A 20,090-nucleotide genomic window follows, 5' to 3' on the forward strand; every position below is an offset into this window, starting at 1 on the left:
GCTTGGGAGAATCGCCATGGAACGTCGCAGCTTCCTGCAGGGCGCGGCCCTCGGGGCCGGTCTCGCCGTCACCACGGGTGCGGGGGCGGCCGTGAACAATCCGCCCCCTCCCAGCTCCGGTCCCCTGCCGGGCACCCGGCCCACCGATCCCGCCGACCTGCCGCTGGTCACCGATCCCGGCGAGCGCCGGGGCGAGATGCTCTACCGGTCCTTCGGGCGGACGGGGGAAAAAATCTCGGCGATCGGCATGGGCGGCTTCCATCTCGGCAAGAGCGCGGTGACCGATTCCGAGGCGACCCGGCTGATGCATGAGGGGATCGACCGCGGCATCACCTTCATGGACAATTGCTGGGACTACAACGAGGGCCGCTCGGAGGAGCGGATGGGCATCGCCCTCGAGCAGAACGGATACCGCAACAAGGTCTTCCTGATGTCCAAGATGGACGGGCGGACCAAGCAGGAAGCCATGAAGCAGATCGACCAGTCGCTGCGCCGCCTGCGCACCGACCGGATCGACCTCGTCCAGCACCACGAGATCCTGCGCTACGACGATCCCGACCGGGTCTTCGCCGAGGGCGGCGCCATGGAGGCGTTCGAGGAGGCGAAGAAGGCGGGCAAGCTGCGCTATATCGGCTTCACCGGCCACAAGGACCCGCGCATCCACCTGCAGATGCTCGAAGTGGCGGCCGAGCGCGGCTTCCACTTCGATTCGGTGCAGATGCCCCTCAACGTGATGGACGCGCATTTCCGCAGCTTCGGCCACCTCGTGCTGCCCTACCTCGTCCAGAACGGCATCGCGGCGCTCGGCATGAAGACCTTCGGCGACGGGGTGATCCTGAAGAGCGACGCACCGATCAAGCCGATCGAGTACCTGCACTTCTCGCTCAACCTGCCGACCTCGGTGGTCATCACCGGCATCCAGAACCAGCGCGACCTCGACCAGGCCTTCGAGGCGGTGAAGACCTTCAAGCCGATGGACAAGGCGGCGGTGGCGGAACTCCTGAACCGCAGCCGGCCCTACGCGCTCGAGGGCAAGTACGAGCTGTTCAAGACCAGCGCGACCTTCGACGGCACCGCCAAGAACGCTGCCTGGCTCGGCGAGGACGTGCCGGGGGTGAAGAAACTCGCCCCGACCATGGAGTGAGGGCCGATACGACACAACCATGACGGCGGCCGGCGCGTTGACCTCACGTCTTCACGCCGGCAAATCCTCACGTCTGCAAGAGGCCGCCTCATGAGCGACACCACCGCGAGCGACACTCCCGCCCCGCCCCGCAACCCGTCCGCCGAGCTGCACACGATGAACGAGCGCCTCGCCGCCTGGGCCGCCTGCACGGCCGGGGACAGCCCGGCGCTGGTCGAGCGCTTCGAGGCGATGGGCTACGCGGTGCGGGGCAAGTCGCGCGAGGAGGCGGAGGCGGTCCTGCGCTGCCCGCCGACGCGGATGGGGCAGGCCTGACCCTTCGCGGATCGCTCCGACCATGTCACCTCGCGGTCCGGTCGGCCGGGAGGCGTCGGGACGCCGGCGGACGCGATGTTTGCCACGGCGATGATCCGCCCCCCGGGCCGCTCGGCCGCCGTCGCGGCGCAAGGGTGGAGGTTCACGAACGACGCCGCGCCGATGAGCAAGGCGGTGCCGAAGCGGGCGAGAATCGGGGTCATAGGGCCTCCTCAGCCGAAGCGCACGCCGGCGAGGCGCTCGGAGACGTCCCACAGCCGCGCAGCCGCCGCCTCGTCCAGCGCCTGGGCCGGGATCCGGGCAGGGCCGGGCGCGCCGCGGGTCTCCGAGAGGTGCACCGGGCCGTAATAGGCGCCTCCGGCCGCCTGGAGTGCGGTCGCGGCGTAGAGCGCCGGCAGGGCGGCCCGGTCGGCCGGCTGGAACAGGAACCACAGATAGGTCCGCGCCAGGCCGGCGAGGCTGCGCGGGCCGGCGCCGTTCGGCAGCAGGTCGGTGCGGGCGATGCCCGGATGGGCGGCGAGGCTGGTGAGGCCCCAGCCGCCGGCCTCGCTGCGGCGCTGCAACTCGAGGGCGAACATCAGGCAGGCCAGCTTCGACTGGCTGTAGGCCGCCATCGGCCTGTAGGCGCGCTCGGCCTGCAGGTCGTCGAAGGCGAGCGAGCCGCCGCGGGCTGCGACGCTCGACAGCGACACCACCCGCGGAGCGCTCGCCCGGCGCAGCAGCGGCAGCAGGCGCGCCGTGAGGGCGACGTGGCCGAGATGGTTGGTGGCGAATTGCAGCTCGTATCCGTCGGCGGAGACCTACCGCGTCGGCGGGGTCATCACCGCGGCGTTGTTGATGAGAAGGTCGATCCGGTCGCGGCTCCCCGCCACCCGCTCGGCGAAGGCGGCGACGGAGGCGAGGCGGGCGAGGTCGAGAGGCTCGAACGCCACGGTCGCGTTCGGCACCGCGCGGCGGATCCGCGCGAGGGCCGCCGCGCCCTTCTCCGGGTTGCGCCCGGCGACGATCACGTCGGCCCCGGCGCGGGCCAGCGCCAAGGCGTCCTCGAAGCCGAGGCCGCCCGTCCCCGTCACGATCGCGGTGCGTCCCGCCTGGGGCGGCATGTCCGACAAGCTCCATCCCGCCATCGTCACGTGTCCCTTTCACCGGGTGCATGATCGCACTCAGTGCAAAATTATTACTGCACCGAGTGCAAATTCACAAGCGGCGATCGGCGTGCGAGAAGGCCGTCATGGAGAGTGAACCCCCGAAGCCCGAGGGCCTGCGCGCGCGCAAGCGGCAGGAGACGCTGCAGCGCATCGCCGAGACCGGCCTGCGGCTGTTCGGCGAACGCGGCTACGAGGCGACGACGCTCGACGCCATCGCGGACGCCGCCGGCATCTCGCGCCGGACGTTCTTCTCCTACTTCCGCTCGAAGGAGGAGATCCTGCTGGAATGGCAGATGCGCGGGTTCAGCGCGCAGCTGCGCCGGGCGGTGCTGGCGCAGCCCACCGACCGGGCGCCGATCGCGGTGGTGCGCGATGCCATGCTGCAGATCGCCGCCGGTATCCGCGCGCAGGAATTCATCAGCATCGACCGGGTGATGCGCGCGAGCGAGACGCTGCAGGCGCGCAAGCAGGCGACCTACGCGCTTCAGGAGCGGGCCCTGCACGAGGCCCTGGTCGAGCGCTGGCCCGATCCCTCGCGCAGCCGGGCCCTGCGCCTCGTCGCGATGGTGTCGCTCGGCGCGATGCGCCTGGCGATCGAGGCCTGGATCCAGGCCGGCGGCGACCGGGGTGCCGCGCCGTACCTGGAGGAGGCGTTCGCGCAGATCGCCGCCGAGGTCTGCGGGGCCGGCGGGCCTTGTTAGGCCGACCGCTCAGGCGGCGATCGGCTCGATGGCGGCCAGCTCGCTCGCCATGCGGACCTCCAGGGTGCGCAGGTCGTGGTCGCGCTGGAGGTTGACCCAGAATTCGGGAGCGTTGCCGAACAGCCGGCCGAGGCGCAGCGCCATGGCGGGCGTGACGGGCTGGCGCTCCTCGATCAGGTCGTAGAGCGTCTGACGCGAGATCCCAAGCCGGCGGGCGATCTCGGTCTTCGGCAGGTTCACGGCCGGCAGGATGTCCTCGCGCAGGATCTCGCCCGGATGGGTCGGTGCGAGGCCGGCGAGCAGGGGATTGCCGCTCATCAGTGGTAATCCTCGAGATCGACGTTGGTGACGTCGGGAGCGTCCCAGCGGAACGTGATCCGGTGATTGCCGCTGGCTCGGACGGCGTGGGTGCCTATTCGGCTGCCGCTCAATTCATGGACGCGATAGCCCGGCAGGTTCATATCTTCCGGGCTCGTCGCCGCATCGAGCTGGACCAGGATGCGGCGGACGCGGGTCACATTCTCGACGCCGAGCTTCTTGGGATCGCCCGTTTCGGCGAACAGCCGGAGGCCCGTTTGCTGAACGAGCGGATCGTGACTCGAGATGCAAGGCATCACCCGACAATGTCAAGCAACACCTTACAGATCGAATCCGCACGGCGTCCTTTTACCCTGCCCGCAACCCCGCCGCGATCTCCCGCACCGCCGCCCACGCCGTCATCACGTCCTCCCGCGTCGTCGTGGTCTGGCCGACCTGGAAGCGGATGACGAACCGGCCGTCGTGGCGGGTCTGGGTCAGGTAGGTGCGGCCGTCGTCGTTGATGCGCTCGACGAGGCGGGCGTTCAGCGCGTCGAGGTCGTCGGCGCCCGCAGGCGCAAACCGGAAGGTGAACAGGGAGAGGATCGGCGCCGTCGTCAGCTCGAAATCGGGCTCGGCCGCGATGACCTCCGCGAGATCCCGCGCCCAGGCGACGTGGTGGCGGATCATGCCCTGCAGCGCCTCGACGCCGTAGGAGCGGATGACGAACCACAGCTTCAGCGCCCGGAAGCGGCGCCCGAGCGGGATCGACCACTCGTTGTAGTCGACGACGCCGTCCCGGCCGAGCGTGCGCAGGTAGGTGGGACGCAGGCCCAGCGTGTCGGTCAGGGCCTTCGGATCGCGCACGAAATGCGCCGAGCAGTCGAAATGCGTGAACAGCCACTTGTGCGGGTTGAACACCAGGCTGTCGGCAAGGTCCGCGCCGCGTATCAGGTCGCGGAACTCGGGGCAGATCATCGCGCTGCCGGCCCAGGCCGCGTCGACATGGAGGAACACCCCGTGCCGGCGCGCCACCGCGGCCACGGCCTCGATCGGATCGCAGGCACCGATGCCGGTGCCGCCCAGGCAGGCGACGATCGCGGCCGGCACCAGACCCGCCTCGCGGTCGGCCCGGATCGCCGCGTCGAGGGCCTCCGGGTCCATGCCGTGGAGGGAGCCCGTCACCGGAATCCGCACCAGGTTGGCGTCGCCGATGCCGGCGATGCGCACCGCCTTGTCGACCGAGGAATGCACCTGCTCGGAGGCGTAGACCCGGACCGTCGGACCGCCGGCGAGGCCCTGGGCGTTGCCGGTGAAGCCGAGCGCCCGCTCCCGTGCGGTGAGGAGCGCCGCGAGGGTGGCGCCCGACGCCGAATCCTGGATCACGCCGGAGAAGCCGTCGGGCAGGCCGATCATCTGGCGCAGCCAGTCCATCACTCGTGTCTCGAGCTCGGTCGCGGCCGGCGAGGTCTGCCAGAGCATGCATTGTGCGGCGAGCGCCGCGGTGACGAACTCCGCCACCAGGGAGGGCGGGCTGGCATTGGCCGGGAAATAGGCGAAGAAGCGCGGGTGCTGCCAGTGGGTCATGCCGGGCATCACCACCCGGTCGAGGTCGGAGAAGATCCGCTCCATCGGCTCGCCCGCGACGGGCGGGGCGTCGGGCAATTGCCGGAAGACCTCGCCCGGCGCGACCTGCGCCCGCACCGGCCGCTCGCCGACGCCAGACAGGTAATCCACCGACCAGTCGGCGGCGCGGCGCGCCCAGGCCCGAAACGTCTCCTCGTCCATCCGCTCCTCCCGCCGGCCCGGCTTTTCCCGGTGCCCGGGGCTGTCTAGCAGGTTTTGCGGGACGCGCCTCCCCCGCCCGGCCCGGGCCTGCAATCGAGGCGTGGGCCGCCTCGCGGACTTGACCGTGTCCGACAATCGATCCCTGCATCGGAGCCCCTTGAGAGCGCAAAGAAAGCGTGCCACGATCAATCGAGAGAGGGTTATTTACGGCTGCTTAACCAATTTAAGGTTGCGCTTCGAGGCCACGATCTCCTATCGACCCAAGGGCATGAAGGCGAAAGCGAGGACATTGGTCGGTCGCGCAAATTGTCGGGATTCGCTTCGATATTCCTTAACCCGCCATGTTAGTTCATGAGAGGACGACAAGAGGAGCACGATGTTCGGGCGAGGCACCCAGACGAGACCGGCCGGCACGCTGATTCAACGCCATGTTCGCGTGCAGGGCGAGGGCGCCGATCAGGATGGCTGCCTGATCTACCTCGGCGACCAGCTGGTCTCGCGGCTGATCCGCCTGCAGCCCGGCACCGCCGCGCCGGAGCACCACCACAAATGGCGCGTGGCGGAGACCTACGGTCCCGGCAAGGCGCTGGCTCGCGCCCCGCTCTTCGACACGCCCGACGCCGTGATCGACTGGATCGCCCGCCGCCTGCCGCGCCCGGCCCCGCCGCCCTGGATGGACGCGCACCTGCTGCCGTGAGGCCGCGTCGCCTAGCGGGTCCGACGGGCGCGCAACGCCGACGTTAAGCGGTTCCACCACAACCGTTTTCGGCCCGAGGCGGCGGCCGGCGGAGTGGTCCGGTGCGCCGGCGCACGCGAGGTCGGGCGGGCCGGGTCCATATCTCTCCCATGCCGCTCAAGCCCCGCAGCGCCCGCGTGAGACGCCGGGATGGAGGCGGCCGGAGACTCGTCATGATCCGCTTCGTCACCGCCGCGGCCTCTGCCGCCCTCGTCGCCCTTCCCCTCGCTGCCCTGCCCGTCCCGGCCTTCGCCAATGGCGGGGACCGCGAGCCGGCCGGCGGCGCCTTCATGAGCAGCTACGTCACCAACCCCTACGCCGCGGCCCGCGCGCCCGAGGCCCGCCCGCTCGACCGGCCGACGCCGTGGCTCGTGCCGAGCGTCACCGGACCCGAGGCCACCGGCTCCGTGCGGGCCCTCCCGGCCCACAGACGGGCACCTCGCTGAGGACCGTCACGCGCTTGCCACGGTCCCCAGGGTAAGCGTCCGGGTTGATCCGAGACGGAGCACCGAGGGGACCCGATGACACAGCCGTCGCTGAACCGATCGCAGCAGGCCGAGGCCGCCGAGGATGCCGGCTCGAATCCGAGCCCGAACCCGACCCTCGGCGAGGTCGTGGCCCGGCGCTTCCACCGGCGCGAGATCCTGCGCGGCGGCTTGGCGGGAGGCTTGGCGGGAGGCTTGGCGGGAAGCCTGGCCGGAAGTCTGGCGGTCTCGGCGATCTCCGCGACCCTGGTTCCCCGGGCCGTGGCGGCCGCCGAGAGCCTGCCCGAGACCTTCCCGTTCCGCGAGCTGCCGGCCGGCGCCGACGAGCGCCACCACGTGGCGGAGGGCCACGACGCCGAGGTGCTGATCCGCTGGGGCGATCCCGTCCTGCCCGGTGCCCCGCCCTTCGATCCGCACCGGCAGTCCGCCGCCGCGCAGGCGCAGCAATTCGGTTACAACAACGACTTCCTGGGCTTCTTCCCGCTGCCGGGGTCGAGCGATCCCGCCGGCCACGGCCTCCTCGTGGTCAACCACGAATACACGAACGAGGAGCTGATGTTCCCCGGCCTCGGCCGGCAGGACGGCAAGGCCGCCTTCGCCGGGATGAGCCGCGACCTCGTCGAGATCGAGATGGCGGCCCATGGCGGCTCGGTGATCGAGGTCAAGCGCGAGGACGGGCGCTGGCGCGTGGTGCCGAACTCCGCTTACGCCCGCCGCATCACCGCCTCGACCCCGATCCGGCTCTCCGGCCCCGCCGCCGGCTCGCCCCGCCTGCGCACGAGCGCCGACCCGGAGGGGACAAAAGTCCTCGGCATGCTCAACAACTGCGCCGGCGGCGTCACGCCCTGGGGCACGTGGCTGACCTGCGAGGAGAACGTCAACTACTACTTCCAGGGCCGGCTGCCCGAGGGCTCGGCCGAGACGAGGAACCACAAGCGCCTCGGCATGCCGGGCAACCTCTACGGCTGGGCCCGTTTCCACGAGCGCTTCGACCTGGGGAAGGAGCCGAACGAGCCGAACCGCTTCGGCTGGGTTGTCGAGATTGATCCCTTCGACCCGGGAAGCGTGCCGGTGAAGCGCACCGCCATGGGCCGCTTCAAGCACGAGGGCGCCGCCGGGGCGATGGCGCGTGACGGGCGCTACGTCGTGTTCCAGGGCGACGACGAGCGCTTCGATTACGTCTACCGCTTCGTCACCCGGGACGCGGTGAACAAGGACGACAGGTCAGCGAATCGCGACCTCCTCGATCACGGCACGCTGTCGGTCGCCCGCTTCGACGCGGACGGGCGCGGCACCTGGCTGCCGATCGTGTTCGGGCAGGGCCCGCTGACCCCGGAGAACGGGTTTCGCGACCAGGCCGACGTGCTGATCGAGACCCGGCGGGCCGCCGACCTCCTCGGCGCCACCAAGATGGACCGGCCGGAGGACGTCGAGGCCAACCCGAAGACCGGCAAGGTCTACGTGATGCTGACCAACAACGTGCGCCGCAAGGCCGACCAGGTCGACGCCGCGAACCCGCGGCCGGACAACCGCTTCGGCCACATCGTCGAGCTCTCGCCCGAGGGCGGCGACTTCGCGGCCGATGCTTTCGCCTGGGAGGTGCTGGTGCGCTGCGGCGACCCGTCGATCGCGGCGGTGGGCGCCACCTTCTCGTCGGCGACGACGAAGGACGGCTGGTTCGGCATGCCGGACAATTGCGCCGTCGACGGCCAGGGCCGGCTCTGGGTCGCCACCGACGGCAACTCGCCGGCCAAGACCGGCCGCGCCGACGGCATCTGGGCGGTGGAGACCGACGGCGCCCGCCGCGGCACCGCCAAGCACTTCTTCCAGGTCCCCCTCGGGGCCGAGATGTGCGGCCCCTACTTCACCCCCGACGACACCACCTTCTTCGTCGCCGTGCAGCATCCCGGCGAGGCCGACGAGGAGGACCCGAACGCCGCCCCGGCGACCTTCGAGAACCCGACGACCCGCTGGCCCGACTTCCACCCCGCCCTGCCGCCGCGCCCGGCAGTGGTGGCGATCACCAAGAGGGGCGGGGGGAAGGTGGGGACGTAAACTCAGGACGTCGCACCGCCCGAACCCTCCCCTTCTGCGGGGGAGGGTCCGGGTCCCCTACAGCACCTTGTCCAACGTCACCGGCAGCTTGCGCACCCGCTTGCCTGTCGCGTGCCAGATCGCGTTGACGATGGCGCCGGCGCTGCCGGTGACGCCGATCTCGCCCACGCCCTTGATCCCGAGCGGGTTGACGTGCGGGTCCTCCTCCTCGACCAGGATCGCCTCGAGCGAGGGTACGTCGGCATTCACCGGCACGTGGTACTCGGCGAGGTTGGCGTTCATCGGCCGGCCGGTGCGCGGGTCCATCACCGCCTGCTCGTGCAGGGCGAAGGAGACGCCCCAGATCATCCCGCCGTAATACTGGCTGCGCACCAGCCGTGGGTTGATGATCCGCCCGGCCGCGAAGGCGCCGACGAGGCGCGTCGCCCGGATCTGGCCGAGATCGGGGTCGACCGTCACCTCGGCGAAGACCGCGCCGTGGGCGTGCATGGCGTAAGCCTCGCGCGCCGCGTCGGGCCCGGCCGCGCCCTTGCCCTCGACCAGGTCAAGGCCTGCCCGGCTCAAGATCTCCGCGAAGGCCTCGGACCGGGTTTCGTCGTCGCGCCGCACCAGCCGGCCGCCGCGGGCGATCACCCCGGCATTGCCGGCGCCGTAGAGGGGCGAGCGCCGATCCTGCGTCGCGAGCGCCGCGAGCTGCGCGATCGCGTCGGCGGCCGCGCCCTTGATCGCCGTGCCGGCGGTGGCGGTGTGGGCCGAGCCGCCGGCGATGCCGCCGTTGGGCAGGTCCGAGGTGCCGATGCGGAAGTCGACCGCGTCGATGTCGAGGCCGAGCTCCTCGGCGGCGATCTGCGCCAGCGCCGTCCAGGCCCCCTGCCCCATGTCGATCGCGCCGATCGCAACGGACGCCTCGCCGTTGGCCGTCAGCACCGCCCGCGCCTCGGCCTGGAACATCAGGGCCGGGAAGGTCGCGGTGCCGACGCCCCAGCCGACGAGGAGGCCGTTCGCGTCGCGCATCTGCCCGGATGCCCGTGGGCGCTTGGCCCAGCCGAAGGCCTCGGCCCCGCGCGCATAGCACTCCCGCAGCGCCTTCGAGGAGAACGGCTTGCCGGAGGCGGGCTCGGTCTCGGCGTAGTTGCGCAGGCGGAAATCCAGCGGATCCATGCCGCAGGCCTCGGCCATCTCGTCGATCGCGCCTTCGAGCGCGACGCTGCCCGAGGCCTCGCCGGGGGCACGCATGAAGAGCGGCGTGCCGGTGTCGAGCCGCACCGCCCGGTGCCGGGTGGCGAGCGCCGGCGCGGCGTAGAGCGTGTGCGAGACGCCGCCGCTCGGCTCGATGAAGTCGTCGAAGGTGCTGGTTGCGGTGAGCGTGTGGTGGTCGAGGGCGGTGAGCGCGCCATCCTCGCGCGCGCCGAGGCGCAGGGTCTGGCGGGTCGGCGCCCGGTGGCCGACCGGGCCGAACATCTGCGGCCGGCTCAGCACCAGCTTCACCGGCCGGCCGACGAGGCGGGCCGCCATGATGCCGAGCACCTGGGGACCGGCGATCATCCCCTTCGAGCCGAAGCCGCCGCCGAGGAACGGGCTGCGGATATGGATGTCCGCTGGCGAGATGCCGAAGAGGCCGGCGATCCGCCCCTGCGCCATCGCCAGGCCCTGCGAGGGCATGTCGAGGTCGAGCCGGTCGCCGTCCCAGGTGGCGACGACGGCATGCGGCTCCATGGCGTTGTGGTACTGGGCCGGCGTCTCGTAGGTCGCCTCGACGGTGCGCGCCGCCGCGGCGAGGCCGGCCGCGACGTCGCCGATCTCCATGTCGGCCGGGTCGCCGACGCCGATCGCCCGCGGGGTGAAGGCTTGCGCCGGATCGAGCCCGACCGCCGGCATCTCGGCCTCGTAGGTCGGATTGAGCAGGGCGGCGCCCTCGGTCGCGGCCTCCAGCGTCTCGGCGATCACCACCGCGACCGGCTGGTTGGCGTAGCGCACGCGGTCGTCCTGCAGGAGGTCGAGCCGGAAGGTGAAGCCGTCATGCTTCTCGTCCGGGTGCTGCGCGAGCGCGGGCTTGGTCTGCGGCGTCATCACGGCGACGACGCCGGGATGCGCCTCGGCGGCTGCGACGTCGAGATGCGTGACCCGGCCGCGGGCGATGCGGCTCACCGCCATCACGGCATAGAGCATCCCGGGCGGGTGGTGGTCGGCGGCGTAGGCGGCAGCGCCGGTCACCTTCAGGATCCCGTCCCGGCGGGTGAGCGGCTGGCCGATCTTCGAGCCGTGGCGGATCTGGCGGGGAGCGGTCTCAGACATGAGCGGCCTCCGGAATCGGGGCGAAGGCGGAACCCGGCAGCGCCGGCAGGCGGTCCGGCGTGCCGGACGCGGCGCGTTGGAACGCCCGCACCACGAGGCGGCGGGCGAGCGCGATCTTGAAGGCGTTGTCGCCCGACGGCTTGGCCCCCGCGAGGGCGGCGTCGGCGGCAGCCCGGAAAGCGGCTTCGTCGGGCGCGCGCCCGGCGAGAACCGCCTCCGCCTCCCTGGCGCGCCAGGGCTTGAGGGCGACGCCGCCGAGCGCCAGCCGCGCCTCGGCGATGCGCCCGCCATCGAGCCGCAAGGACGCAGCCGCCGAGACCACCGCGAAGGCGTAGGAGGTGCGGTCGCGGACCTTGAGGTAGCGACTGTGGCCGGCGAACGCGGACGCTTCCGGCGGCAGCACGAGGGCGGTGATCAGCTCGCCGGGCTCCAGCACCGTCTCGCGCTCCGGCGCCTCGCCGGGCAGGCGGTGGAACGCCTCGAGCGGCACGCTGCGCGTTCCGGCCGGGCCGGCGATCTCGACGACAGCGTCCAGCGCCACGAGGGGCACGCAGAAATCCGACGGGTGGGTGGCGATGCAGGCCTCGCTCCAGCCGAGGATGGCGTGCAGCCGGGTCTCGCCACCTCTGGCGTCGCAGCCGCTGCCGGGCCGGCGCTTGTTGCAGGCGCTGGCGGTGTCGGTGAAGTACGGGCAGCGGGTGCGCTGCATCACGTTCCCGGCTGCCGTGGCGGCGTTGCGCAATTGCGCCGAGGCGCCGGAGAGGAGCGCTTCCGCCACCGCCGGATAGGCCTTGGCGAAGGCGGGATCGTGGGCGAGGTCGCTGTTGCGGGCGAGCGCCCCGATGCGCAACGATCCGTCGCCCTGCCGCTCGATGGCGGCGAGGCCGGGCAGCCGGGTGATGTCGACGAGGCGGGTCGGCCGGCTGACGTCGCCCTTCATCAGGTCGAGGAGGTTGGTGCCGGCGGCCAGATAGGCGGCGCCGGGCGCGGCCCCGGCGGCGAGCGCGCCCGCGATGTCGGTGGCGCGCACGTACTCGAACGGGATCATGCCGCCTCTCCCCGCCGGGCCGCGGAATCCTGGATCGTGTGCTGGCTCATGGTCTTCTGCGCCTCCAGCACCGCCTCGGTGATGCCCGCGTAAGCTCCGCAGCGGCACAGGTTGCCGCTCATCGCCTCGCGCACCCGCTCGGGGTCGTCGCCGGCCTGGGCCTCGCGGATCAGCCCGACCGCGCTCATGATCTGGCCCGGGGTGCAGAAGCCGCATTGGAACCCGTCATGGGCGATGAAGGCCTCCTGCACCGGGTGCAGGCGGTCGCCCTCCGCCAGGCCCTCGATGGTCAGCACCTCGGCGCCGTCGAGGCTGATGGCGAGCGCGAGGCAGGAATTGATCCGCCGCCCGTCGACCAGCACCGTGCAGGCGCCGCACTGGCCGCGGTCGCAGCCCTTCTTGGCGCCGGTGAGGTGCAGGCCCTCGCGCAGGAGGTCGAGCAGGGTGGTGCGCGGGTCCGGAATCGGGATCGTGCGCCTCGTGCCGTTCACCGTCAGGACGATGTCGACGCTCATGCGGCTTCCTCCAGGCTAGACCGTGTCCAAACTAATCCGGCCGCCCGCACCGCCCAGATCCTGCCGCGTGCGGCAGCGCACATGTCGCAGCGAACCTTTTGCCGGCGCGGCGATTGACCCTGCGAAACCGGATCGCCGGTCCCCCCTCAACCGATAGGTACTGTGATGAAGACCCGTCTCGCCCTCGCCGCCGCCCTGCTGACCGCCGCCGCTGCCCCCGCCTTCGCCCAGGGCGGCTCGCCCTACAACCGCTCCGGCTCGCAGGCCGGCGGCCCGCTCGGCGGCATCGAGCGTGCCTACGGCGCCCCGGGCGGCGCTCCGTCGGTCGACAGCACCGGCTCCGTCCTCGTCTATCCGCGCGACGAGCGCGGCGTGCTGGTCCGCGAGGTGCCCCCGGGCTACGCGCCGGTCGCGCCCTACGGCTACGGCCGCTAACCGAGTAATCGAGCCCGGAGGTCCCGTCTGCCCCGTTCGGGACCTTCCGCTCTCGCGAGCCGGTAAAGCCCGTCCCCGCCTCCCGCGGGGGCGGGCTTTTTACTTGCGGGCGACAGCCGATTCTCTAGCAGTCACGAGTAAAACGCCTCTCTCCTCTCCCGTGTGGGAGAGGGGATCCCGCGACTTGTCGGAAACGGCCTTTACAATCGGGAAGGATTGGCGGGATCCACATTCCGGCTTGCCTTGCACCCTCCACCGGTGTGAACTCCCGCGGCCCCGCTTCCACAAGCCCCCGAGCCGCCCGCCGATGACCGCATCCGCCCTGTCCGGCCCCATCGTCCTCGCCCATGCCGCCTATCGCCTCGGCGAGGCCTATGCGGCGAAGGGCGCGCCTCAGCCTTTCGTCGAGGTGCGCAGCCTGAAGGGGCTGGAAGACGCGGTGGCGCAGGCCGAGGTGCTGGTGGTCTCGGGGCTCTGGCGCCATTCCCTGCTGGAGCGGGCGCCGCGCCTGCGCTTCATCCAGTCGGTCAGCGCCGGCACCGACCAGTTCCCGAAGGACGCTCTTCGCGCGCGCGGCATCCGGCTCGCCAGCGCGCAGGGCGGCAACGAGCGCGCCGTGGCCGAGCACGCCCTCGCGCTGATGCTCGGCCTCACCCGCCGCCTGCCGGAGGCCCTGCGCAACCAGGCCGCCGCGACCTGGCGGCCGATGATCGCCGATCCGGCGAAGCGCGAGCAGGAGCTCGGCGGCCGGACGCTGCTGGTGATCGGCCTTGGGCGCATCGGCACCCGCATCGCCCGGCTGGCCCAGGCCTTCGACATGCGGGTGATCGGCCTGCGCCGCCGCCCGCTCCAGGCCGGCGATCCGGTCGAGGCGGTGCTCGCCCCCGACCGGCTGCACGAGGCTCTGGGGCAGGCCGACATCGTGGCGCTCGCCTGCCCGCTGACCCCGGAGACCGAGAGCCTGATCGACGCGGCGGCGCTCGCGGCGATGAAGCCGGGGGCGCTCCTCGTCAACGTCGCCCGTGGCCGCGTGGTCGACCAGGACGCCCTGGCGCAGGCGCTCGCCGAGGGCCGGATCGCCGGCGCCGGCCTCGATTGTTTTCACGACGAGCCGCTGCCGCCGGAGGCGCCGTTCTGGCGCATGCCGAACGTGATCGTCACGCCGCACAGTGCCGGCGAGACCGGCCACTACGAGGGCCGGGTGATCGACCTGCTGCTTGAGAATCTGGAGCGGCTGCGGCGGGGGGAGGAGCTGGCGAACCCGGTGGTGTGAGGGACGGGTTCCGATGCGGATCTCATCTCCGCGGGTTTGTTCTCACGCGACGGTTCGTGCGCGTCCGCCTCTCTCCGCGGGCGGGGAGAGAGCCGCTTGCACCTTGTCGTGCAAGCGGCAAGCGGAGGCGCAGCCGGAGCGAGGGTGGGGGTCTCGACGCGTGAGACTCCCCCGGACATAGCCCTCGCCCTCGCGGCGAACCGGCGGTTCGCTGCGGGCCTGCCGAACCCTCCGAACGAGGGGTGGGATCGACGATCCCCCGGCCTCCCCGCCCGCGGGGAGAGGTGGACCCTGCGCCTGTCCCGGAAGCGGGCGCCTCAGCTCACGCCCGGCCCCGCCTCACCGATCCAGCACCGCCCGGTCGTTCTTCGCCACCAGGGCCTTGAAGTACGGGGTCAGGTCGTTCTCCGACAGGCCGAAGGCCTGCGCGAACTGCATGATCAGGCGCTGCTCGCCCGCCTCGGCCTCGCCGTCGGCCATGGCGCTGTCGATCATGTTGAGGAGAATGCAGAGCTTCTGGTCCGGGCGCAGGCGCGGCGCGGCATCGGCCAGGAACTGGGCCGGTGGGGTGCTGCGGGCGTAGCGGACGGCGGCGTCGAGGCTCTGGCGCGTCGCGTTGCGGCCGAGCACCGACATCAGGTGGCCGATCTCCTCCGGGTCGATCTCGCCGTCGGCGCTCATGCAGTAGATCAGCGAGACCGCGAGGCAGGTCCGCGGCGTGAGGTCGAGCGAGGTCTGCGACTTGAACATGTTGAACATCGTCGGGGGCCCCTGGCAAGGTGCTCTGTCAATGTGCTGACTCGGTCCATCAGCGCAGGCGGTCGATTACCGCAACGATGCGGCGGTGTCGATCATCGGAGAGCGGGTTGATGATAAGTATTTTTCGTTTGACCGGTATTCCGTTTGCCGTCTCAAACTCCCATATAGCGGCCGGTCATCATGAAGTACGTTCGGTGACCGGGTTTAATCCCTGATCGAGGCTTGAAAATGCGGCGTGGAGGTGGTCCGGCGATCGATGCCGGCCGGGCAAGGCCGAGCCGCCTGGCGGCAAAGGCCGCCCGCCGATCGCCGTGCCCGAACCGCGACGGCACCGGCGAACCCAGCATATCCGACGAGATGCTCCGATCTTTCTCATTCCAGATCGTCGTCCGAGTCTCTTTTTCTCTCTTCCGTTGCCCTGGTAGCAGGATCAACTCCCGCTATACGTGCATTTAAAATCTCATTTCATTGACTGATCTCAGTCTGGGCCGCATCGTTGAGGGCATCGAGCACGGGGCCGCGACGGCCCGTCCGTCCCCCCCGCCCCTGACCACCGGATCGACCTCCATGACGCGACCGCGCCTCGTCGGCTTCTCCGCGAACATCCAGCGGCCCTCGAAGACCCGCACCCTGGTCGAGGCGATCGCCGCCGAGGCCGCCATGCGGCTGCCGGTCGAGGTGCGGATCTTCGACCTCGTCGATGCCGGTCCCGGCCTCGGCGGTGCCCTCACCCGCGACCAGCTCTCCCTGCCGGCCCGCCGCCTCGTCGAGGCGGTCGAGGAGGCGGATGCCCTCGTGGTCGGCACCCCCGTCTACAAGGGCGCCTATACGGGGCTGTTCAAGCACCTGTTCGACCTCGTGGCGCCGGAGGCGCTGGCCGGCAAGCCGGTGGCGCTCGCCGCCACCGGCGGGGGCCCGCGCCACGCCCTCGTGGTCGAGCACGCCTTGCGCCCGCTCTTCGGCTTCTTCACCGCGCTGACGGTGCCGACGGCCGTCTACGCCTCGGACCCCGACTTCCGCGATGGCGGCCTCGATTCCGCGGCGATCCGCCAGCGGGTGGCCGAGGCCGGCGGGCAGCTCGCCGCCCTGGCCGGCGCCCGGGCGGCTGCGGCGGCGCCGCTGGCCCGCGTCGCCGGAGGCGCCCGGTGATCGACCGTCGCTCTCTCCTCGCGGCGGCTCTCGCGGGCGCCGCCCTGCCGGCCCGTGCGGCTGCCGGCGACACCCTGCGCATCGGCTATCAGAAGAACGGCATCCTGGTCGTCGCCAAGCAGCAGGGCGTGATCGAGGCCCGGCTCAAGGCCCTCGGCGTCGGCGTCACCTGGGTCGAGTTCTCGTTCGGCCCGCCGCTCCTCGAGGCGATCAGCCTCGGCGCCATCGATCTCGGCCAGACCGGCGACGCCCCGCCGATCTTCGCGCAGGCCGCCGGGTCTCCTCTGGTCTACGTGGCCGCGCAGGAAGCCGCGGGCTCGGGCGCCGCGGTCCTGGTGCAGAAGGAGTCTCCCATCCGCAGCCTCGCGGATCTTAGGGCCAAGCGCGTCGCCTTCGCCAAGGCGTCGAGCGCGCACAACCTCACCATCGCGGCCCTGGAGAAGGCGGGGCTCACCTACCGCGACATCGAGCCGGTGACCCTGGCGCCGGCCGACGCGGCTGCCGCCTTCGCCCGCGGCAGCGTCGATGCCTGGACGATCTGGGACCCGTACTTCGCCATCGCGGAGATGCAGCCGAGCACCCGGGTGCTGTCGCTGGCCACCGACATCGCGAAGCCCAACAACTTCTTTCTCGCCCACAAGACCGTCGCGGCGGAACGCGGCCCGGTGCTGGACGCGGCCCTGGATGCGCTATCCGGTGTGGCGCGCTGGTGCGAGGCCAATCGCGGCGAGGTGGCGGCGCTCCTCTCCAAGGGGACCGGCGTGCCGCTGGCCGCGACCCGCCGGGCGGTGGACCGCACCGACTACGTCATCGGCCCGATGACCCCGAGCGTGGTGGCCGAGCAGCAGCGGGTCGCCGACCGCTTCCATGCCCTCTCGCTGATCCCGCACCCGATCCGGATCGGCGACGCGCTCCGCGCGCCCGTCCCCCAGAACGGCTGACATCCATGCCCACCCTCCCCTCCCCCGCCGCCGCGGCGCGGCGCTTCGCCCCCTGGCTCCTGCCGGCGGTGATCCTCGTCGGCTGGCAGGCCGCCGGCTCGGCCGGGCTGGTCTCGACCCGGCTGATGCCCGCCCCCCTCGACGTGGCGGCGGCCGGCTGGCGCCTCGCCGAGACCGGCGAGCTCTGGACGAATCTCGGCGTCAGCTTCCTGCGGGCGGCGAGCGGCTTCCTCATCGGCGGCGGCATCGGCTTTATCCTCGGCCTCGCCAACGGGTTGTCGCGCCTGTCGGACCGGCTCACCGACACCACCGTGCAGATGATCCGCAACATCCCGCACCTGTCGCTGATCCCGCTGGTGATCCTGTGGTTCGGCATCGGCGAGGAGGCCAAGCTGTTCCTGGTGGCGCTCGGGGTGTTCTTCCCGATCTACGCCAACACCCTGCACGGCATCCGCTCGGTGGATCCGCAGCTGGTCGAGATGGGCCGGATCTACGGCATGTCGGGACCTGAGCTGTTTTCTCGCGTGGTGCTGCCCGGCGCCCTGCCCTCGGTCTTCGTGGGCCTGCGCTACGCGCTCGGCATCATGTGGCTGACGCTGATCGTCGCCGAGACGATCTCGGCGTCCTCGGGGCTCGGCTACATGGCGATGCAGGCCCGCGAGTTCATGCTGGTCGACGTCGTGGTGCTGGCGATCCTGATCTACGCGCTCCTCGGCAAGGTCGCCGACCTGCTGACGCGCCAGCTGGAGCGGGCCTGCCTCGCCTGGAACCCGGCCTACCGCTCGGCCTGATCCCCGCTCCCCGCTTCCAGGATTTTTTCCCCCCAGGATCTTCCTCCATGTTCGCCAGCACCCTGCGCCGGTTCGAGAGCGTCGCGCCCGCCTCCCCCGCCCGCCTGCGCCGCGAGGTCATCGACCGCGAGATCGCCCGCGACCGGACCACGGCCGGCCTCGGTCTCACCCTGCGCGGCCTGTCCAAGGCCTTCGATGACGGGAAGCCCGTCATCGACGGGCTCGACCTGCATATCCCGGCCGGCCAGTTCGTCGCCGTGATCGGGCGCTCGGGCTGCGGCAAGTCCACCCTGCTGCGGCTGATCCTCGGCCTCGAGACCCCGAGCGCCGGGCGCGTCGCGGTCGAGGGCGGGGACGCCCCGCGCCGGATCATGTTCCAGGAGCCGCGGCTCCTGCCCTGGGCGCGGGTCCTCGACAACGTCGCGGTGGGCCTGCGCGAGGGGTCGGTGGCGGAGCGGCGGGAGCGCGCGGCCGCGGCGCTCCAGGAGGTCGGCCTCGCCGACAAGGCGGGGCAATGGCCCTCGACCCTCTCGGGCGGCCAGCGCCAGCGGGTGGCGCTCGCCCGCGCCCTCGTCAGCCGCCCGGGTCTCCTCGCCCTCGACGAGCCCCTCGGCGCCCTCGACGCGCTGACCCGCATCGACATGCAGGCGATGATCGAGCGGATCTGGCGCGGGCAAGGCTTCACGGCGCTCCTCGTCACCCACGACGTCGCCGAGGCGGTGGCGCTCGCCGACCGCATCCTGGTGGTCGAGGCCGGCCGCATCGCCCTCGACCTGGCGGTGCCGGTGCCCCGCCCGCGCCGGCGCGGCGACCCGGAGCTGGCGGCCCTGGAAGGCCGCATCCTCGATCACCTGCTCGACGGGCGCGCCTGAGCGCGCCCTCCCCTGGGAGACTTCCAATGATCGGCCAGACCGACGTCCTCTGGTTCCTGCCCACCCACGGCGACGGCCGCTATCTCGGCGCGCAGGAAGGGGCCCGGGCCGTCACCCTGCCCTACCTGCGCCAGATCGCCCAGGCCGCCGACGAGCTCGGCTATTTCGGCGTGCTGCTGCCGACCGGGCGCTCCTGCGAGGATTCCTGGGTCGTCGCCTCGGCGCTCGCGCCGCTGACGAAGCGCCTGCGCTTCCTGGTGGCGGTGCGGCCGGGCCTGCAATTGCCCGCCACCGCCGCCCGCATGGCCGCGACCCTCGACCGGATCTCGGACGGGCGGCTCCTGATCAACGTGGTCACGGGCGGCGACCCCGTCGAACTGCGCGGCGACGGCGTCTTCCTCGCCCATGACGAGCGCTACGCGGTGACCGACGAGTTCCTGCGGGTCTGGCGCGGGCTCCTTTCCGGCGAGACCGTGACCTATGCGGGCGAGCACCTGCGGCTGGAGGACGGGCGGCTGATCTTCCCGCCGGTGCAGCGGCCCTACCCGCCGCTCTATTTCGGCGGCTCCTCGCCGGCCGGCATCGAGGTCGCGGCCGAGCATTGCGACGTCTACCTGACCTGGGGCGAGCCCCCGGCCGACGTGGCGGATAAGATCGCCCGGGCCCGCGCGGCGGCGGAGAAGCGCGGAAAAACCTTCTCCTACGGCATCCGCCTGCACGTCATCGTGCGCGAGACCGAATCCGCGGCCTGGGAGGCGGCCGAGTCGCTGATCTCGCGCCTCGACGACGCCACCATCGCCAAGGCGCAGGCGACCCTGGCGCGCCAGGATTCCGTCGGCCAGAGCCGGATGATGCAGCTTCACGGCGGCCGGCGCGACAAGCTCGTGGTCTCGCCGAACCTCTGGGCCGGCGTCGGCCTGGTGCGCGGTGGCGCCGGCACCGCCCTCGTCGGCTCCCCCGACCAGGTCGCCGACCGGATGAAGGAATACATCGACCTCGGCATCGACCGCTTCATCCTCTCCGGCTACCCGCATCTGGAGGAGGCCTACCGCTTCGCCGAGCTGGTCTTCCCGAAGCTGCCCTTGCGCAGCACCACCGGGACGGCGGCGACGGGGGCGCGCAACGACGGCCCGTTCGGCGAGGTGATCGCCAACGACATCGTGCCGGCACGGGGGGTGGCGGCGCATTGAAAGGGGCGTTCGGGCTGTGGAGCGAGGACAAACAGAGCCCGCTCGACGCGGTTCAGCCATTCATCTCACCCGCGACCTCAGCCACTCTTCGACCTGGCTATCGAGATTGCGGATCGTGAGCGTGGCCATGTGTGATCCGCGTAAGGGCAGGCC

The 20,090-nt window shown here is 71.7% G+C and carries 20 protein-coding genes and 1 pseudogene; 13 read left to right on the forward strand and 8 right to left on the reverse strand.

The window, feature by feature from the left end:
• Positions 1 to 16 precede the first annotated feature (16 nt).
• Together DA075_RS01275 and DA075_RS01280 are read left to right on the forward strand one after the other, a co-directional pair.
• A complete protein-coding gene (locus DA075_RS01275; RefSeq protein ID WP_099951662.1) occupies positions 17 to 1,144 on the forward strand; it encodes an aldo/keto reductase in 1,128 nt (375 codons plus the stop codon).
• 90 nt (positions 1,145 to 1,234) lie between these two features.
• Entirely contained in the window at positions 1,235 to 1,459 is a 225-nt protein-coding gene (locus tag DA075_RS01280) for a hypothetical protein (RefSeq protein ID WP_099951663.1), read from the forward strand.
• 212 nt (positions 1,460 to 1,671) lie between these two features.
• On the opposite strand, the pseudogene DA075_RS01285 reads toward DA075_RS01280, so the two are convergent.
• Positions 1,672 to 2,586: pseudogene (locus DA075_RS01285) on the reverse strand (SDR family oxidoreductase).
• A gap of 104 nt (positions 2,587 to 2,690) precedes the next feature.
• On the opposite strand from DA075_RS01285, the gene DA075_RS01290 reads away from it, so the two are divergent.
• The gene (locus DA075_RS01290; protein ID WP_099951664.1) at positions 2,691 to 3,308 is read left to right on the forward strand and encodes a TetR/AcrR family transcriptional regulator; all 618 of its coding nucleotides are present in this window, start codon (positions 2,691 to 2,693) and stop codon (positions 3,306 to 3,308) included.
• Positions 3,309 to 3,317: 9 nt separating this feature from the next.
• Here DA075_RS01290 and DA075_RS01295 read toward each other — a convergent pair whose 3' ends face one another.
• Genes DA075_RS01295 through DA075_RS01305 form a run of 3 tightly spaced genes read right to left on the reverse strand, consistent with a single transcriptional unit; the run spans position 3,318 to position 5,393 of the window.
• Entirely contained in the window at positions 3,318 to 3,626 is a 309-nt protein-coding gene (locus DA075_RS01295) for a HigA family addiction module antitoxin (protein WP_099951665.1), read from the reverse strand.
• On the reverse strand, positions 3,626 to 3,922 hold the full coding sequence (locus tag DA075_RS01300; protein ID WP_099951666.1) for a type II toxin-antitoxin system RelE/ParE family toxin: 297 nt from the start codon (positions 3,920 to 3,922) through the stop codon (positions 3,626 to 3,628). The genes DA075_RS01295 and DA075_RS01300 overlap by 1 nt, the downstream gene beginning before the upstream one ends.
• A 52-nt stretch (positions 3,923 to 3,974) precedes the next feature.
• Positions 3,975 to 5,393 (reverse strand): pyridoxal phosphate-dependent decarboxylase family protein, encoded by a 1,419-nt coding sequence (locus DA075_RS01305; protein WP_099951667.1) that lies wholly within the window; start codon positions 5,391 to 5,393, stop codon positions 3,975 to 3,977.
• A gap of 376 nt (positions 5,394 to 5,769) precedes the next feature.
• Here DA075_RS01305 and DA075_RS01310 point away from each other — a divergent pair, with 376 nt between their 5' ends.
• The 3 genes from DA075_RS01310 (at position 5,770) to DA075_RS01320 (ending at position 8,669) form a co-directional block, all read left to right on the forward strand.
• Positions 5,770 to 6,090, forward strand: a complete 321-nt coding sequence (locus DA075_RS01310; protein ID WP_123834109.1) for a hypothetical protein — start codon at positions 5,770 to 5,772, stop codon at positions 6,088 to 6,090.
• Between the two features lie 212 nt (positions 6,091 to 6,302).
• Entirely contained in the window at positions 6,303 to 6,575 is a 273-nt protein-coding gene (locus tag DA075_RS01315) for a hypothetical protein (protein ID WP_099951669.1), read from the forward strand.
• Between the two features lie 75 nt (positions 6,576 to 6,650).
• Positions 6,651 to 8,669, forward strand: a complete 2,019-nt coding sequence (locus DA075_RS01320) for a PhoX family protein (protein ID WP_099951670.1) — start codon at positions 6,651 to 6,653, stop codon at positions 8,667 to 8,669.
• 57 nt (positions 8,670 to 8,726) lie between these two features.
• Here the strand turns inward: DA075_RS01320 and DA075_RS01325 are convergent, their stop codons facing one another.
• From DA075_RS01325 to DA075_RS01335, 3 genes are read right to left on the reverse strand one after another with little or no spacing between them, the layout of a single operon-like run.
• A complete protein-coding gene (locus tag DA075_RS01325; RefSeq protein ID WP_099951671.1) occupies positions 8,727 to 10,964 on the reverse strand; it encodes a xanthine dehydrogenase family protein molybdopterin-binding subunit in 2,238 nt (745 codons plus the stop codon).
• Positions 10,957 to 12,012 carry an FAD binding domain-containing protein gene (locus DA075_RS01330; protein ID WP_099951672.1) on the reverse strand — a complete coding sequence of 352 codons (1,056 nt, stop codon included), beginning with the start codon at positions 12,010 to 12,012 and terminating at the stop codon, positions 10,957 to 10,959. The genes DA075_RS01325 and DA075_RS01330 overlap by 8 nt, the downstream gene beginning before the upstream one ends.
• Positions 12,009 to 12,527, reverse strand: a complete 519-nt coding sequence (locus DA075_RS01335; RefSeq protein WP_099951673.1) for a (2Fe-2S)-binding protein — start codon at positions 12,525 to 12,527, stop codon at positions 12,009 to 12,011. The genes DA075_RS01330 and DA075_RS01335 overlap by 4 nt, the downstream gene beginning before the upstream one ends.
• A 165-nt stretch (positions 12,528 to 12,692) precedes the next feature.
• On the opposite strand from DA075_RS01335, the gene DA075_RS01340 reads away from it, so the two are divergent.
• Both DA075_RS01340 and DA075_RS01345 read left to right on the forward strand, forming a co-directional pair.
• Positions 12,693 to 12,962 carry a hypothetical protein gene (locus DA075_RS01340; RefSeq protein WP_099951674.1) on the forward strand — a complete coding sequence of 90 codons (270 nt, stop codon included), beginning with the start codon at positions 12,693 to 12,695 and terminating at the stop codon, positions 12,960 to 12,962.
• A gap of 307 nt (positions 12,963 to 13,269) precedes the next feature.
• The gene (locus DA075_RS01345; protein ID WP_099951675.1) at positions 13,270 to 14,235 is read left to right on the forward strand and encodes a D-2-hydroxyacid dehydrogenase; all 966 of its coding nucleotides are present in this window, start codon (positions 13,270 to 13,272) and stop codon (positions 14,233 to 14,235) included.
• A gap of 339 nt (positions 14,236 to 14,574) precedes the next feature.
• Here DA075_RS01345 and DA075_RS01350 read toward each other — a convergent pair whose 3' ends face one another.
• Complete coding sequence (locus tag DA075_RS01350; RefSeq protein ID WP_099951676.1) at positions 14,575 to 14,994, reverse strand: tellurite resistance TerB family protein; 420 nt, start codon at positions 14,992 to 14,994, stop codon at positions 14,575 to 14,577.
• Positions 14,995 to 15,561: 567 nt separating this feature from the next.
• Here DA075_RS01350 and msuE point away from each other — a divergent pair.
• The 5 genes from msuE to ssuD are packed head-to-tail and all read left to right on the forward strand — an operon-like array spanning position 15,562 to position 19,937.
• The gene (gene msuE / locus DA075_RS01355; RefSeq protein WP_099951677.1) at positions 15,562 to 16,143 is read left to right on the forward strand and encodes an FMN reductase; all 582 of its coding nucleotides are present in this window, start codon (positions 15,562 to 15,564) and stop codon (positions 16,141 to 16,143) included.
• Entirely contained in the window at positions 16,140 to 17,084 is a 945-nt protein-coding gene (locus tag DA075_RS01360; protein ID WP_099951678.1) for an aliphatic sulfonate ABC transporter substrate-binding protein, read from the forward strand. The genes msuE and DA075_RS01360 overlap by 4 nt, the downstream gene beginning before the upstream one ends.
• Positions 17,085 to 17,089: 5 nt before the next feature.
• The gene (gene ssuC / locus DA075_RS01365; RefSeq protein ID WP_099951679.1) at positions 17,090 to 17,875 is read left to right on the forward strand and encodes an aliphatic sulfonate ABC transporter permease SsuC; all 786 of its coding nucleotides are present in this window, start codon (positions 17,090 to 17,092) and stop codon (positions 17,873 to 17,875) included.
• Between the two features lie 47 nt (positions 17,876 to 17,922).
• Positions 17,923 to 18,747, forward strand: coding sequence for an ATP-binding cassette domain-containing protein (locus DA075_RS01370; RefSeq protein ID WP_099951680.1), 825 nt, complete (start codon positions 17,923 to 17,925; stop codon positions 18,745 to 18,747).
• Between the two features lie 26 nt (positions 18,748 to 18,773).
• Positions 18,774 to 19,937: an FMNH2-dependent alkanesulfonate monooxygenase gene (gene ssuD / locus DA075_RS01375; protein ID WP_099951681.1), complete on the forward strand. Its 1,164-nt coding sequence runs from the start codon at positions 18,774 to 18,776 to the stop codon at positions 19,935 to 19,937.
• Positions 19,938 to 20,090: the final 153 nt, after the last annotated feature.

The organism is Methylobacterium currus (genome assembly GCF_003058325.1).
GTDB classification, from domain to species: Bacteria; Pseudomonadota; Alphaproteobacteria; order Rhizobiales; family Beijerinckiaceae; genus Methylobacterium; species Methylobacterium currus.

What these genes read in the sequence shown, in the direction of transcription:
- DA075_RS01275 (WP_099951662.1), top strand. Translation starts at nt 17, where the DNA reads ATGGAACGTCGCAGCTTCCTGCAGGGCGCGGCCCTCGGGGCCGGTCTC.
- DA075_RS01280 (WP_099951663.1), top strand. Translation starts at nt 1,235, where the DNA reads ATGAGCGACACCACCGCGAGCGACACTCCCGCCCCGCCCCGCAACCCG.
- DA075_RS01290 (WP_099951664.1), top strand. Translation starts at nt 2,691, where the DNA reads ATGGAGAGTGAACCCCCGAAGCCCGAGGGCCTGCGCGCGCGCAAGCGG.
- DA075_RS01295 (WP_099951665.1), bottom strand. Translation starts at nt 3,626, where the DNA reads ATGAGCGGCAATCCCCTGCTCGCCGGCCTCGCACCGACCCATCCGGGC.
- DA075_RS01300 (WP_099951666.1), bottom strand. Translation starts at nt 3,922, where the DNA reads ATGCCTTGCATCTCGAGTCACGATCCGCTCGTTCAGCAAACGGGCCTC.
- DA075_RS01305 (WP_099951667.1), bottom strand. Translation starts at nt 5,393, where the DNA reads ATGGACGAGGAGACGTTTCGGGCCTGGGCGCGCCGCGCCGCCGACTGG.
- DA075_RS01310 (WP_123834109.1), top strand. Translation starts at nt 5,770, where the DNA reads ATGTTCGGGCGAGGCACCCAGACGAGACCGGCCGGCACGCTGATTCAA.
- DA075_RS01315 (WP_099951669.1), top strand. Translation starts at nt 6,303, where the DNA reads ATGATCCGCTTCGTCACCGCCGCGGCCTCTGCCGCCCTCGTCGCCCTT.
- DA075_RS01320 (WP_099951670.1), top strand. Translation starts at nt 6,651, where the DNA reads ATGACACAGCCGTCGCTGAACCGATCGCAGCAGGCCGAGGCCGCCGAG.
- DA075_RS01325 (WP_099951671.1), bottom strand. Translation starts at nt 10,964, where the DNA reads ATGTCTGAGACCGCTCCCCGCCAGATCCGCCACGGCTCGAAGATCGGC.
- DA075_RS01330 (WP_099951672.1), bottom strand. Translation starts at nt 12,012, where the DNA reads ATGATCCCGTTCGAGTACGTGCGCGCCACCGACATCGCGGGCGCGCTC.
- DA075_RS01335 (WP_099951673.1), bottom strand. Translation starts at nt 12,527, where the DNA reads ATGAGCGTCGACATCGTCCTGACGGTGAACGGCACGAGGCGCACGATC.
- DA075_RS01340 (WP_099951674.1), top strand. Translation starts at nt 12,693, where the DNA reads ATGAAGACCCGTCTCGCCCTCGCCGCCGCCCTGCTGACCGCCGCCGCT.
- DA075_RS01345 (WP_099951675.1), top strand. Translation starts at nt 13,270, where the DNA reads ATGACCGCATCCGCCCTGTCCGGCCCCATCGTCCTCGCCCATGCCGCC.
- DA075_RS01350 (WP_099951676.1), bottom strand. Translation starts at nt 14,994, where the DNA reads ATGTTCAACATGTTCAAGTCGCAGACCTCGCTCGACCTCACGCCGCGG.
- msuE (WP_099951677.1), top strand. Translation starts at nt 15,562, where the DNA reads ATGACGCGACCGCGCCTCGTCGGCTTCTCCGCGAACATCCAGCGGCCC.
- ssuC (WP_099951679.1), top strand. Translation starts at nt 17,090, where the DNA reads ATGCCCACCCTCCCCTCCCCCGCCGCCGCGGCGCGGCGCTTCGCCCCC.
- DA075_RS01370 (WP_099951680.1), top strand. Translation starts at nt 17,923, where the DNA reads ATGTTCGCCAGCACCCTGCGCCGGTTCGAGAGCGTCGCGCCCGCCTCC.
- ssuD (WP_099951681.1), top strand. Translation starts at nt 18,774, where the DNA reads ATGATCGGCCAGACCGACGTCCTCTGGTTCCTGCCCACCCACGGCGAC.